Annotated in this window: 10 protein-coding genes; 6 read left to right on the forward strand and 4 right to left on the reverse strand. The window is 34.9% G+C overall.

Going from position 1 to position 15,165, the window contains the following annotated elements; all coding sequences use genetic code 11:
• Positions 1-18: 18 nt before the first annotated feature.
• The 4 genes from ACQY44_RS05315 to ACQY44_RS05330 all read right to left on the reverse strand — a co-directional run bounded on the left by ACQY44_RS05315 (position 19) and on the right by ACQY44_RS05330 (position 2,108).
• Positions 19-201, reverse strand: coding sequence for a hypothetical protein (locus ACQY44_RS05315; RefSeq protein ID WP_428229355.1), 183 nt, complete (start codon positions 199-201; stop codon positions 19-21).
• A gap of 126 nt (positions 202-327) precedes the next feature.
• Positions 328-645, reverse strand: coding sequence for a FecR domain-containing protein (locus ACQY44_RS05320; protein ID WP_428229356.1), 318 nt, complete (start codon positions 643-645; stop codon positions 328-330).
• Positions 596-1,441, reverse strand: coding sequence for a FecR family protein (locus ACQY44_RS05325; RefSeq protein WP_428229357.1), 846 nt, complete (start codon positions 1,439-1,441; stop codon positions 596-598). The genes ACQY44_RS05320 and ACQY44_RS05325 overlap by 50 nt, the downstream gene beginning before the upstream one ends.
• 67 nt (positions 1,442-1,508) lie before the next feature.
• The gene (locus ACQY44_RS05330; protein ID WP_428229358.1) at positions 1,509-2,108 is read right to left on the reverse strand and encodes an RNA polymerase sigma-70 factor; all 600 of its coding nucleotides are present in this window, start codon (positions 2,106-2,108) and stop codon (positions 1,509-1,511) included.
• Between the two features lie 383 nt (positions 2,109-2,491).
• Here ACQY44_RS05330 and ACQY44_RS05335 point away from each other — a divergent pair, with 383 nt between their 5' ends.
• The 6 genes from ACQY44_RS05335 to ACQY44_RS05360 all read left to right on the forward strand — a co-directional run bounded on the left by ACQY44_RS05335 (position 2,492) and on the right by ACQY44_RS05360 (position 15,160).
• A complete protein-coding gene (locus tag ACQY44_RS05335) occupies positions 2,492-4,540 on the forward strand; it encodes an alpha-galactosidase (protein ID WP_428229359.1) in 2,049 nt (682 codons plus the stop codon).
• Between the two features lie 10 nt (positions 4,541-4,550).
• Positions 4,551-6,518, forward strand: a complete 1,968-nt coding sequence (locus tag ACQY44_RS05340) for a sialate O-acetylesterase (RefSeq protein ID WP_428229360.1) — start codon at positions 4,551-4,553, stop codon at positions 6,516-6,518.
• A gap of 18 nt (positions 6,519-6,536) precedes the next feature.
• Positions 6,537-8,741 carry an alpha-galactosidase gene (locus tag ACQY44_RS05345; RefSeq protein ID WP_428229361.1) on the forward strand — a complete coding sequence of 735 codons (2,205 nt, stop codon included), beginning with the start codon at positions 6,537-6,539 and terminating at the stop codon, positions 8,739-8,741.
• 62 nt (positions 8,742-8,803) lie between these two features.
• Complete coding sequence (locus tag ACQY44_RS05350) at positions 8,804-9,820, forward strand: GntR family transcriptional regulator (RefSeq protein WP_428229362.1); 1,017 nt, start codon at positions 8,804-8,806, stop codon at positions 9,818-9,820.
• Positions 9,821-9,823: 3 nt separating this feature from the next.
• Positions 9,824-11,416, forward strand: a complete 1,593-nt coding sequence (locus ACQY44_RS05355) for a solute:sodium symporter family transporter (RefSeq protein ID WP_428229363.1) — start codon at positions 9,824-9,826, stop codon at positions 11,414-11,416.
• 717 nt (positions 11,417-12,133) lie between these two features.
• Entirely contained in the window at positions 12,134-15,160 is a 3,027-nt protein-coding gene (locus tag ACQY44_RS05360) for a SusC/RagA family TonB-linked outer membrane protein (protein ID WP_428229364.1), read from the forward strand.
• The last annotated feature ends 5 nt before the right edge of the window (positions 15,161-15,165 follow it).

A 15,165-nucleotide genomic window follows, 5' to 3' on the forward strand; every position in this document is an offset into this window, starting at 1 on the left:
GAGAAGGAGCAGCGTTCGTCAATAAAAACCTGCTTTTTCTGAATATAAAACGAAATATTTTTCCCTGCAAATAATTGTGTTAAAGCCGTTTCTAAAGTGGCATTTTTGCACATTAACATCTGCTAATTGATTGGCATCAATTTTTCGGGCATTATAAATGATCCTGAAATCAGTTTGTTCTTCAATAGATTTAATAATCAAAACTGATAGGCTTGTTTTTGATCTGTAATGTTATCCCTTTATTCTGAGAAAATCCATTAAAACAGGATATGAACAGGGCTAGGAAAAATAGTATTTTCCTTAAATCGGGTATCGTAAAAGTCATGTTTATTTAGTTATGGAAGATTGGTAATGGTTTATCGTATTTCCTTTAATGGAATAATTAAACGGTGTGTCACGTTTTAGAAGTTCTAAAATGTTTTCGACACTGGATTCGCTAATTTTAATAGTACCTGTAAAATTCTGTCTGGCCAAAACAGCATTTTCATTGATAATTTCGACGTCGTAAGTACGCTGAATTATTTTAGCGATAGTAGAGAATGGGGTATCCTTAAAAGCAAGTTCACCTTTTGTCCAGGCTTGGTAAAACCCTGGGTCAACTTCTTTTGTTATAATTTTTTTGGAGTTGTTTTCCCATGTTGCCATTTGGTTTGGCTTTAGCAAAACTAAAATTTTGTTTGTTTTCCACTTCATACATCTGAATACTTCCTTCGACCAAAGTACTGTTAACAGTTGGATTTTCAGGGTAAGCACTTATATTGAATTTAGTTCCTAAAACTTCAATATCAACCTGATTAACGTTCACAATAAACGGATGTTGTTTGTCTTTGGCCACTTCAAAAAATGCTTCTCCGGTTAAGTACACATTTCTTTTTCCGTTAATGCCAAATTGCTCCGGATATCTTAAAGTAGTTCCTGAATTTAAACTCACCACAGTTCCGTCAGAAAGGGTAAGTTTGAATCTTTTTCCGTACGGAACTTTAAGTGTATTGTAAACCACTTCCTGATCTTTAACTTTTCCGAAGTAGATAATCTGGTTTGATAATTTCTTCGCAATCAAATTGCCTTTATCGTTTACTAATTTCGTTTGATTGTCTTTCGTAATATATTCAGAACGGCCATCAGCCAATTCTAAAACAATTTCTTTTGATGATGCTGGTTTTTGACTAAAGTCGAAAGCTAATTTGCTTAATCCAATAAGAACTATAAATACTGCAGCAAATTTTAGATAATGAAATACTTTGTTTTTTGGTCGAATTGAAATTACCGGAACAGATTCACCGGAAACAGCATCAGAAAGTGCTGTTAAAGCCCATGTCTTTTTTAAGGATATAAAGTGCTTTTTATTTTCTTCCGAGGCTTCAATCCATTCAAACAGCATTTGAACTTCTTGTTCTGAAGCTTCATTAGAAAGGTACTTATAAATAATTTCCGATGTCATAGTTGAGTTTTTAAACTTCTCGTTTTAGTAAGTACACTTCAGAAATAAAATACCCTACCTTTTATTTTTAATTATTACAAATAAGGATAAAGATGAAGAACAAATAATCTGATAATTTTGTTTTTAAAATCTTCAAAGCCTTTGTCATGTGGGCTTCAACGGCTTTTAAGGTCACCTGCATTTCTTCGGCAATTTCTGCATTTTTTTTATCCTCAAAACGTTTTTTTATAAAAACTTCACGGGTTTTAGGCGGAAGATCACTTATTGATTCTTGTATTAAACGTTCTAATTCGGTTAATTCTAAAGTATCAAACTGAACCGAATTTAAGATTTCGATATCTAGTGCTCTTTCTTTTTGATTTAATACATCGCTCTTAAACTTGTCCTTTACTTTATTATGTCGGATCATGTTCAGACATTTCGATTTAGTATAAGTATACAAGAAAGATTGAATGCCATTTAAAGACTCAACAGTTTCCCTGTTTTGCCATAAATGAACAAAAGCTTCCTGAGTGAGATTTTCGGCTTCGTCTTTATCATAAATAAACTGAATACTAAATGAAGTGATCCTACGGAAGTATTTATCATAAAAATAGGTAAAAGCAGTTTCGTCTCCTTCTTTGAAAGATTCAAAAAGATGTAATTCGAAACTGGTATTATTATTCATTAGAAAGATTCACTTTTGAAAAAAGCAATAGTAGGTAATTTATTAAAGACGACTCCTTTGCTCAGAAAGCGGCAAATATAAAAGTTTATTTATATTAGTTCTAAATAAAATTAAAATAAAGATTGTTTCAAAAAATATTAGTCAGAATTAGCGTAAATTTTTTTTAGCCATGTAATGGATATAAGTAAATTTAAGGTTTGCGTTGTCTTTTTTAAATCATATAAGTGATTATAAGTAAATTTAAGATTTTATGTTTTATATTTTGAGTAAAAGCAGCTTTAATATGACTTATACGATAAAATTTTTTCACTCAAATAGTGGTAAATTAATTTTAATTTGTATCATTGTAGTATAGAATAGTATAATAACCAAAAATTTATTGAATGAAACAGTATTCGTTCCTACTCAAAAACCTGTTTTTGTCCGTTTTGTTGATGGCATTTTTTTGCCATTCGGCTGTAGCACAAGAAAGCATTAAAATGAATTTTGGCAAAAGTGGCATTATAACTTATGATCTAAAACAAAAAACAATTGCAGTAAGTCAATCCGGCAAAACTATTTTTAGCGGAGCAAAAGCTTCGGTTATAGTTAATGGTAAAACAATTTTGGTAAACGATTATCCGGATGCCGTTTTTGCAAAAGAAAGGATTAGTGATGCTTTGGGAAAAGGTTTAAAATATACGCTTACTTATAAAGAAAAAAATGAGACTACAATAATCCAAAGTTTTTATACTTATAACAATCAGGACTATTTTATAACTCAATTAGAAATTTTAGGCAACGGACAGCAAGTCGAGACCAATTATATTGCACCATTAGATTTAGCAAAAATTGCTTTTGACAAAATAGAAAATCTACAGACTGTTTTTGTTCCTTATGATAATGATGCTTTCATCAGTTACAATTCTAAAAAACTAGATACAATTTCTCATAACACAAGTGCCGAAGTTGGAATCATCTTCAATAATGCGTCGCGCAACGGTTTTATAGTAGGTTCTCTTGAACATACCGTTTGGAAAAGTGCCGTAAAAACCAGTAATCAAAACAAACAACCTTCGTTTTCTGTCTGGGCAGGATACTCAGAGAAAGAAAATACACGTGATAGTATTGCACATGGTATCGTAAAAGGCGATAAAGTATCATCTCCAAAATTCTTCGTAGGCTATTATTCAGATTGGCGTAATGGCATGGAACAATATGCGAAAACCAATCGTATTGTAGAGAAACCGTATGTCTTTGTATGGGATAAACCAACTCCGGTAGGCTGGAACAGCTGGGGCGTTTTGATGGAAAAAATTAATTTTGAAAACACAACTAAGGTGGCTGATTTCTTTGCCAGTTCAGTTCCGGAATTTAGAGTTGGCAATACCGCTTATATCGATCTGGATTCGTTTTGGGACAATATGGTCAAAGGTGGCTTTACCGGAGATTTCAGTAAATTAAAAGAATTCGCCGATTATTGTAAAAAAAGAGGTTTAGAACCGGGCGCGTATTGGGCACCGTTTACAGATTGGGGCTGGAAAGACGGTCCAAACCGTAAAGCCGAAGGAAGTGATTATACTTTTGGAGAAATGTGGACAAAAACCGGAAATACTTATTTTGATTTTGATGGTGCACGTGCGATAGACCCTACACATCCTGGAACGCTTAAACGTGTTGATTATGTAATCAATAAACTAAAAGAATGTGGTTTTAAAATGATTAAAATCGACTTTTTAGGCCACGCAGCTGCTGAGTCTACTTCATTTTATGATAGAGATGTAACTACCGGAATGCAGGCGTATAAAGTAGGTATGGAACATTTGGTAAACGCGTTGGACGGAAAAATGCTGATTTACGCTGCAATTTCTCCTAATATGGCAACATCTCGTTATGCGCACGTTCGCCGTATTGCTTGCGATGCCTGGAAAACGATTGAGCAAACACAGTACACATTAAATAGTGTAAACTATGGCTGGTGGCAAACCTACTCTTACGATTATATAGATGCAGACCACGTAGTTTTTGCAGATGTAACCGAAGGAGAGAATCGTGCGAGATTAATCTCATCTGTAATTACAGGAACTTTAATTACGGGAGACGATTACAGCAAAGACGGAATCTGGAGCAAACGTGCAAAAGAATGGCTTCAGAATAAAGAAATGCTTAAAATTGTTGAAAATGGTGTAGCATTTCGTCCGGTAGAAGGAAATACAGGAAAATTAACTACTGAAGTTTTCGAACAAAAAATAGGCAATGATTGGTACATCAGTATTTTAAATTATGGAAATGCCAGTAAAACCTATGCACTTCCTTTAGAAAGATTAGGCGTTAAAAATGGCAACTACAAATTACACGATGTATTTACAGCTGAGAATATTGATGTAAAAAACAACACGATAAATTTAAATCTTGGTGCCAAAGATGCTCGTTTATTTAAAATCATAAAATAAGCCTATTAATATGAATCAATATCTTTTAAGAAAAGCGATACTTGTATTGGTGCTCTTTAGTGCATTCAATACAGCAAATGCTGCGGTATCATTGCCATCATTCTTTACTGATAATATGGTATTGCAGCAAAAAAGTGCAGTTCCGTTTTGGGGAGGAAGCGATGCGAAATCCGTAAGTATTACAACTTCCTGGGACAAAAAATCATATACAGGCAAAGTAGTAAATGGCAAATGGAATGTGGTTTTAAAAACTCCGGTTTACGGAGGTCCTTATACTATTACTATAAATGACGGAACGATTAAAACGCTAAATAATATTTTAATTGGTGAAGTTTGGTTGTGTTCCGGGCAAAGCAATATGGAAATGCCATTGGAAGGCTGGGGAAAAATTGATCATTATAAAGAAGAAATAGCCAACGCCAATTATCCTCAAATACGATTATTACAAGCAGAACATATAGAAAGTACTTCACCGCTAAATACGCTAAAAGTACAACATGACGGATGGAATGTTTGCAGTCCTAAAACTATAGCCGATTTTAGTGCAACAGCTTATTTTTTTGCCAGAAAGATTTACAAAGAAAAAAATATCCCGATTGGGTTAATACATTCTTCCTGGGGAGGAACACTAATTGAGGCCTGGACAAGTTCCGGAGCGTTAACGACAATTCACGATTTTGATGCCGAAATTCAGGCGATGAAATCAGAAAGTGATCAGAAGGCATTATTGCAAAAATACAATGCCGATATGGCGGTATGGGAGAAACAATTGATAAGTTCAGATAAAGGGTTCCAAAGTGAGAAAGCGATCTGGGCAACCAGTAAGTTTAATGATAAATCCTGGAAGACCATGCCTTTACCGGCCTATTTTGAAAACAAAGGATTGCCCAATTTTGATGGTGTTGTCTGGTTTCGAAAAAAGATAAAACTGTCTGCGAATAAGACAGATTTTACGCTCAGCTATTATGCTGATGATGACGATATGATTTGGGTAAACGGAAATTATATTGGCGAGACCAAAGGTTATAATGTACAACGTCATTATATTATTCCGGCAAAGTTTCTAAAAAAAGGCGAGAACCTTCTAACCATAAGGGTTTTTGACGGAGCAGGAAACGGCGGGGTTTACGGAGATGAGAATTTCGCTCTAAAATCTGGAAAACAAGCTGTTTCATTAGCCGGAAACTGGAAATATCATATTGGTACAGATATCAAAGATTTACCTGCAAAACCATATTTGGCTCAAGGCCAAAACAGACCAGCTGCGATTTATAATGCGATGATTGCACCTTTGACAGACTATAAAATAAAAGGGGTAATCTGGTACCAGGGCGAAAGCAATGCCGAAAGAGCGTATCAGTATCAAAAGTTATTTCCACTATTGATAAACGATTGGCGAGCCCAGTTTAAAGATAAAGATTTGCCGTTTTTCTTTGTTCAATTGGCCAATTACAAGCAACAAAAAACAGAACCGGGAGATTCAGATTGGGCAGAATTACGAGAAGCCCAATTTAAAACTTTGAAATTATCCAATACCGGAATGGCGGTTACAACCGATATCGGGAACGGAGAAGACATTCACCCCAAAAACAAACAAGATGTTGGAGGCCGTTTGGCGAATATCGCTTTGGCTAAAGTGTATAATACTAAAATAGAGTATTCAGGGCCACTGTATAAATCTTATGGTATAAAAACTAATGTAGTGACGCTGGATTTTGATTTTAATGAAAATATAAAAGCCAAGGACACTATCCTGAAAGGATTTTCGATTGCAGGAGAAGACCAGAAGTTTTATTGGGCAGAGGCTAAAGTAGTGAATGGTAAGGTCGAAGTATTTTCGCAGGAAGTACCCAATCCGGTTGCTGTTCGATACAATTGGGCGGATAATCCTATCGGGAATTTAACGAATGCATCGGGATTACCGGCATCATCTTTTAGGACAGATGCCTGGAAAGGAATTACACAAGAAAAGAAATAGAAATAAAATATAATAAAAATGAAAAAACACATTACCACTTTAAGGCAATCTTTTGGGATAGCATTTTTTATGCTGGCGAGTTATTGCAGCCCGGTTACGGCGCAGCAAATTATCTCAGTAAAAACAAAAAGTAATGCGCTTGTTTTGCAAGTTACTCCCGGAAAAGAAGTCAACACGATTTATTTAGGAGAAAAACTGGCAAATGATTTTGATTACGTAAAAATACAAGGTCAGTTCAAGCAGGGAACGGATTATTCAGGAATTTATAATGCAGCCTATACGCCATCCGGTTCTAAAAACTTACTGGAACCTGCGATTGCCGTAACGCATGCTGACGGAAATACTTCATTAGATTTATTATATGTAGATCATAAAACAACAACAGTAAGTACAGGAGTTTCTCAAACAGAAATTACACTAAAAGATAATGTATATCCTGTTGAGGTTCATTTGTATATTCAATCTTACTATGATACGGATGTTATCGAGCAATGGACAACGATCAAACACGCAGAAAAAAGCAATATTATTTTAAACAAATATGCTTCGGCCAATTTGTATCTTAAAGGATATTCTAATTTCTATCTGAACCAATATCACGGAGACTGGGCAAAAGAAATGCAGCCTGAAGAAACCAAGTTAACTCACGGTATCAAAGTATTGGATTCTAAATTAGGCTCTCGTGCGAACTTATTTCAGCCTTCGGTTTTTATGGTATCGCTGGATAAACCGGCAACTGAGGATGAAGGAAAAGTTTTGTTTGCAGGTTTAGAATGGTCAGGAAATTTTAGAACAGATCTTGAATTAGATCCGTTGAATAATCTTCGAGTTATTTCAGGGATTAATAATGCAGCAGCAGCGTATTCATTGGCAAAAAACACTGTATTTACAACGCCTAAATTTTGGTACACTCTATCCGCTAAAGGAAAAGGAAATGCAAGTCGTAATTTGCACGACTGGTCAAGAAGTTATAAGATATTAGATGGTAAAGGAAGCCGTTTAACCTTATTAAACAACTGGGAAGCTACTTATTTTGATTTCGACGAAAACAAACTAAAAGTATTGATTGCCGATAGTAAAAAACTAGGCGTTGATATGTTTTTATTAGACGACGGATGGTTTGGAAACACGCATCCTCGTAATAATGACGATGCGGCTTTAGGTGACTGGGAGGTAAACAAAAAGAAATTACCAAACGGAATTGGAACTTTGGTAAAAACAGCCAAAGACAATCAGGTAAAATTCGGAATATGGATTGAGCCTGAAATGGTAAATCCTGCGAGTGATTTGTATAAAAAACATCCGGAATGGATCATCAAACAACCGGGAAGAGCAGAGCATTATTTCCGTAACCAATTGGTATTGGATTTATCAAACCCAAAAGTTCAGGATTTTGTTTACGGAGTGGTAGACAATCTTTTTACAGAAAACCCGGAATTGGCTTATATCAAATGGGATTGTAATGCGGTAATTTACAACGCTTATTCAAGCAATTTAAAAGACAAACAATCTAATTTCTATACAGATTATGTAAACGGATTGTATAAAGTTCTGGAACGTATTCGTGTAAAATACCCAAAAGTGCCTATGATGCTTTGTTCAGGTGGTGGCGGTAGAGTAGATTATGCTGCGCTAAAATACTTCACAGAATTTTGGCCAAGTGACAATACAGATCCTTTAGAAAGAGTGTACATGCAATGGGAATACTCGTATTTCTATCCTGCCTTGACAATCGCTGCACACGTGACAGATTGGGGAAAACAACCTATAAAATACCGTACAGATGTTGCTATGATGGGAAGACTTGGTTTTGATATTGTAGTAAAAGATTTAAACGAAAAAGATTTGGCTTTTGCTCAGCAGGCGATCAAAAATTACGGAGCACTAAGCAATACGATTTGGCAGGGAGATCAATACCGTTTGCAAAACCCGTGGGGTAATGATGCGGCATCTGTAATGTTCGTGAATAAAAATGGTAATGAAGCAGTAGTATTCAGTTATTCAGTTAATTCGCGTTATGAAGCGGGAACCCATTTGCCAATAAAATTAAAAGGATTACAAGCCGGACAAAATTATAAAGTAGAAGAAATCAACGTGTATCCGGATAAAAAGCCAGTAGTAGAAACGACAACTTATTCAGGAGATTTTTTAATGCAGGTTGGTATTAACCCAAATGTAAATTCTACTAATACAAGTGTCGTTTTAAAAATTACAAAGGCCTAAATCTCAAACATTAGTATATATTTGTACTATCATTTCTAAATAAATACCTATTAAAACGTTTTATGAAGCAAATTATTCAGCAGATAAAAAATCTTGAATCTATAAATTCCTTCTCTAAACATGAACAATTGGTTCAGGGAATAATTAACGCCATTGATGAAAAAGTAGTGACTAAAGGGGATCTGCTTCCATCGGTAAATACTTTTATAAGCGAATTGGGTTTTGCAAGAGAAACAATCGCAAAAGCGTATAAAGAACTTGTTCACAGAGGCATCATCGAATCAAAAAACCGATTGGGTTATTTTGTTGCGACAAATGATGTCAAGCAAGAACTAAAAGTAGCGTTGCTGATATTTGCATTTGATATTTTTCAGGAAACGTTTTATGAGAACTTCAGAAAAGGTCTGGGAAAAAACATTCAATTGGATATCTTTTTTCACCATAATAATTTTGATACGTTCGAAAGTATTGTTCAGAATATAAAAGGAAAATACGGAATGTTTGTAATTGCTCCGATTCCGAGTAAAAAAACACCGGCTGTTTTAAAACAATTGCCTACCAACAGAGTATTGCTGGTAGATCGTTTTATAGAAACAGATGAAGATTATAATTATGTTGCACAAGAGTTTGGAGATTCGTCTTACAATGCTTTTGTGCAGCTTAAAGATAAAATTAAAAAATACGACGAGATCATTTTCTTCTTTAAACCGTCGTCTGCAGAACCTGATGAAATCTTAAATTCATTCAAAAGATTCATGAAGGATTATGATATTAAAGGAGTGATTAAAGAAGAGTATGTTTCCGGTTCTCTGGAGAAAGGAAAAGTGTATTTCACGATTCATAATCTGGAGCTTTGGGAAATGCTCAAAGACTCTAAAATCAAAGGACTCAAAATAGGTTCAGATATTGGGTTTATTTCGCATAATGATGATATCGTAAAAGAAATCATCTTTGATGGCGTTACCACATTCTCAACCGATTTCTCTGAGATGGGAAAAAAAGCAGCTAATTTTGTCCTGAACCGTAAAAAGATTCAGGAGATAATACCAACAATCTTAGTTGACAGAAATTCGCTGTAGTTTATGAGTGTATTGTCCATTGTTAGTTTTTTACTAATTACCGTTTTTATTGCCTTATTTTCAGCTTTAAAAACACGTACAAAAAAGGTCCAAACTACAAATGGGCTTTTTTTTGCAGATCATAACAACAATTTTTTTATAGTAGGAGGAGCACTATTACTCAGTAATATAAGTGCAAATCAATTTATAGGCGAAAACGAATCGATATACACCAACAATATGAGCGTTATAGCATGGGGCGTTAGTTCTGTGCTGGCGATGCTGCTGGTAGCGGAGTTCTTTTTGCCTATTTATTTTCGTACCGGTGCCATGACAATTCCGGATTATTTAGGAAAACGCTACGATAATTCGACCAAAAAATTAGTTTCAATTGTCTTTCTGTGTAGTTATGTAGTGAATCTTTTGCCAGCCGTTTTATATGGTGGTGCAGTTGCTCTTACCGGAATGTTCAATTTTCTATATCCTTTAGAGTTAACGTATTGGCAGAATATCTGGATTATGGTCTGGGTAATAGGTTTAACAGGTTGTGCGTATTCGGTTTTAGGAGGTTTGAGAGCGATATCTATAAGTGACACGATTCTAAGTATCGGATTATTGACCATTGGTATTGCTTTTCCGTACTTCGGATTCAAATTTCTGGGTAATGGCGATTGGTCGAAAGGGTTTCATATATTGCTTTCTCAACATACAGAGCATTTGAATGCTATAGGAGGGCCAAAAGATGAAATCCCGCTGAGTACGATTTTTACAGGTATGTTTATCATGAACCTTTATTATTGGGGAATGGAACAGTTTATTGTTCAGCAGGCACTATCGGCAAAGAGTTTATCGCACAGTCAGAAGGGGATGGGATTGGCTTGTTTAGGGAAACTTTTATGTCCGTTTATTATTAATATTCCCGGATTAATTGGGGTTCATTTATATAAAAATCTCGAAAATACTGCTGAGGTTTTTCCGTTAGTTGTCAAAGATACATTGCCGGGTATAATGATTGGTTTAACGGCTGCTGTTGTTTTGGGAGCGGCGATAAGCACTTTTAATGCAGGTTTAAACAGTAGTAGTACGCTATTTGTATTAAATCTCTATAAACCCTGGTTAGAGAAAAGAAATAAAGAAGTTACAGAGAAACATTTGGTGTACACAGGACGTAAATTTGAGATCATTGTTTCGGCTTTAGCCATGTTTTCGGCTCCGTTTATCATGTTTAGCAAAGCGGGATTTTATACCTACTTACAACAATTGGGCGGAATGTTCTGTGTTCCTATCTTCACCATTATTCTGGTTGGTTTTGTGTCCAAGAAAGTACCGCCGCAAGCCGCTAAAATCGGAATGATATTTTTTATTTTCAGTTATATCATCTTTAATTATGTTCTGAATATTGAGCTGCATTACCTTCATATGCTGGCTATATTGTTTATCCTTACTACAATATGTATGCTGCTGGTTTCTAAATTTTATCCAAAGTACAACTACACCGAAATAAAAATCGAATCTGTTGAATTGTCGCCCTGGAAAAACCGTTATTGGTATTTTGGTCTACTATTAATTGGTATGGTGAGTATTTTTGTTTTGTTTTCTAAATGGGGGATAGCTTAGGTTGTAGGTTCAAAGGTTCGGAGGTTCAAAGGAACAAAGGTTTTCTTGTAGAGGCGCACAACATGAACTGCCCCCAAATAGTGTCTAACTTTTTGGGGGCAGTTCAAGCATTGCGTCTTTTTTTAAATAAAGTAACCACGATCTTGTCATCCCGAGGAACGAGGGATCTCTGTGAGAAACTCGGCAAAGATTAGCGATATTAGGAACGGAGTTGTTTATGGAGGTTTCTCTTTCTTCGAAATCACAAAATTGCTTGAAAAACTGGGACTGAAAACTGTTTACGGTGGCAAGCCAAATACAATTTTTGTCTCTTTGTCAGATTATTAAGTAGACTTTCAGAACCCTTATTTTTGATACTTACATTTTAATTAATATTATAAAACAGCGAAATTTGTAAGTTTTAAATGATATTATAACGCAGATTTTAGCTTTTTATAAGAGATAACATTTGCTTTTGTCTGAGATTTCTTTATTTATTTACTGGTTTCTTTCTTTTTTTCTTTTTAAAACTTCCTATTTATAATAAAGCCGAAAAAAATACCTGAAAAAAATATCAATTTCTTAAAACATAAATTTGGATGTTATGAAAATATTTGTATGTTTGTAATGTTGTAGTATAGTATAGTATAGTATAAGTCAATTCGTTTTCTCCTATTCTTAAATGCTCAATATTCAAAAAACCAAACAAAAGTTTTATTAACTAAAAACCAAATCATTATGAGAATTGCAATAAGATACTTATGCTTCTTGGTAGTTATGATGTCCGCCGGTACACTTTATTCCCAAACCATCACCGGTAAAGTTACAGATAATGAAAATTTACCCCTGCCGGGTGCTACAGTTATAGTAAAAGGCACACAAAACTCAACCGTAACTGATATTGACGGAAGTTACAAATTAAACAATGTTAAATCAGGATCCTCTTTAGAATTTACTTTCATCGGATTTAATACACAAAGTGTTGCAGCCAATAATCCAGTTATAAATGTGTCTTTAAAACCAAGTTCACAGGAATTAAATGAAGTTGTCATAGTTGGAGCTGTAATGAAAAAGGGAGATCTAACGGGTGCTGTAAGCAGTGTTTCCGGGGACAAGCTTAGAGAGGTTCCTACTCCAAATGTAGTGCAGGCGCTACAAGGGCGCGCCTCAGGTGTATATGTACAACAAAGTGCTGTACCTGGTCAGTCAGGTTCAATAAGAATTAGGGGAAATAATTCTCTAAACTTTGGCGGTAACCCAATATTTGTAATAGATGGTTTGATTACCGATAGTAATTTTGAAAACATTAACCCTGACGATGTTGCCAGTATGGAAGTTCTTAAAGATGCTTCTGCTACTGCATTATATGGTTCAAGAGCAGCTAATGGAGTAATAGTAATTACGACAAAAAAAGGTTCAAGATCAGGAGAAGCAAAAATACAGTATGATACGTGGACAGGTGTATCTGAATTTGCAAGAACTATCCCGTTGATGAATGGCCAACAACTATTTGATCTAAGAGTTGATGCTTATACCAATCGTTATATGGATGAGAATCCTGGGGCTGATCGTGCTGCTTATATTAATCAAATTAAGTCAGATGGTTCGACTGTATTTGCACCTTATGAATTAGAATCTTACAGAACGGGCAAAAGTTACAATTGGCTAGATCAGGTAACGCGTTCAGGTTTTCAGACTAATCATAATTTAAGTTTTAGCGGAGGGGGAGAAAAAGGGACTTATTTTGTGAGTTTTAATTATGTTAACCAGGAAGGACTTCTTAAAAACTCTGATTTTAAAAGATATAATGGAAAAATTAACCTTACGCAGGATTTAAAATCATGGCTGCAGTTTGGTACCAATACTACTTTTTCAAGAAGTAAGAGCAATTATCAGGAAGGTAGTGCCTTTGGTGTCGCATTGGGAGCAAATCCGCTATTGCCTATAGACCCTAAGGCTACTTATCTTAGATATGGTGAAGTGTTTGACCAGAATCTTTATAACCCAATAAGAAGTCTTGATATTATAAATTCAAGCTCACGTAACAGACTTACAAGTAGTAATTTTTTAAGTGCAAAACCGCTAAAAGGACTTGATATCAGAACTACTTTGTCTGTAGATATTGCAGATCAGGCAAATTTTGATTATGTGCCAAGTTATACAGGACAGTCACTTAGAAATTCTATGGATGGAGAAGCTCATCATTATAGATATTCACAATTCAATTATCAGTGGGATAATACCGTAAGTTATAATAGAGTTTTTGCTGCTAAGCATGACGTAAGTGTTATGGGAGGATTTTCTGTAATGAGTAATTCAGGTAATAGTACTGAGGTTAGAGCTCGTGGATTTGTTAGTGATGATTTGACATATAAGGCATTATCAGGTGCTTATCAAAAGGATAATGCGCAGTTAACCTCGAATTTTACAGATTATTCAAACCAATCCTATTTTGGAAGAGTTAACTATACTTTTGATGGCAAATACAATATTACAGGTACAGTGAGAAGAGATGGTTCTTCTAAATTTGGTCCTAATAACAAATGGGGAACCTTTCCTTCAATAGCAGGAAGTTGGGATATTGCTAAAGAAAATTTCCTTTCAGGATTTGAAAAATTAAATCAACTTAAATTTCGTGTAGGTTATGGTATGGTGGGTAATCAAAATGTAGATGCTTACAGGTATTTTGCCTTATATAATGCACAAGTTAGTAATAATTCCGGAACTTATGTGTCTGATAATTATATTGATAATTTTGATTTAAAATGGGAAAAACAAAAACAATTTAATGTTGGACTAGATACTGGTTTCTTTAAAAACAGGCTGACTGCAAGTGCTAATTATTTTCATATCAATAATGATGATCTCTTAATGCTGCGTAATATGCCAGTTTCATCAGGATATAAATATAAGCTGGATAATATTGGTGCTACAACTAATGAGGGTATAGAATTAGAACTTAGCGGTGACATTATTAAAAACAAAGATTTTAAATGGAATGTTTCTGCCAACATATCATCGGCAAAAAATAAGGTTACTAAACTTTATGGAGATGCTACAGAGATATACAATCTGGGTGGTTATAGTAACAATGAGATCCAACGTACCGGGAACTTTTTCTTAGGCAAATCGGTAAACACAGTTTATGTGTTTGAATATGATGGTATAGCTCAACAGGGGGAAAACCTTAGTGGAGTAAATTACGGAAGTAGAACTGTTCAGGCTGGGGATATTAAAATTAAAGACCGTAATGGCGATGGCGTAATAAACGATAAAGACAGGTATGTGGTTGGCGATTTGAATCCTGATTATTACGGAGGTTTTTCTACAGATCTTAATTATAAAGGTTTTGCATTGAACGCGGTGTTTTCTTATTCAATAGGAGGTAAAAGACCAAGTGGTACCTACGAAAGCTATATGAACTCAGGAGGAATGAGTGCAGCACATACAGATCTTTTAGATCGTTGGACTCCTACTAATACCAATACAGATGTACCAAGAGCTTATTATGGAGGAGGAAGATATACTTTAGGTGAGACAGATAAGGCAATACAAGACGCTTCATTCTTAAGATTAAATGCACTTACATTATCGTATACATTACAAGACAAGGTTGCAGAAAGTGTTTTTCTTAAAAATGTAAGGTTTTATGTAACGGGATCGAATCTATTTATTGTAACGAAATACAAAGGTTATGATCCTGAGGGAGGAGATTCTTATCCTATATCAAGAATGGTAGTTCTGGGATTAAATGTATCTCTTTAATCCAA

This window comes from Flavobacterium sp. (assembly GCF_965277525.1).
Lineage (GTDB): Bacteria > Bacteroidota > Bacteroidia > Flavobacteriales > Flavobacteriaceae > Flavobacterium.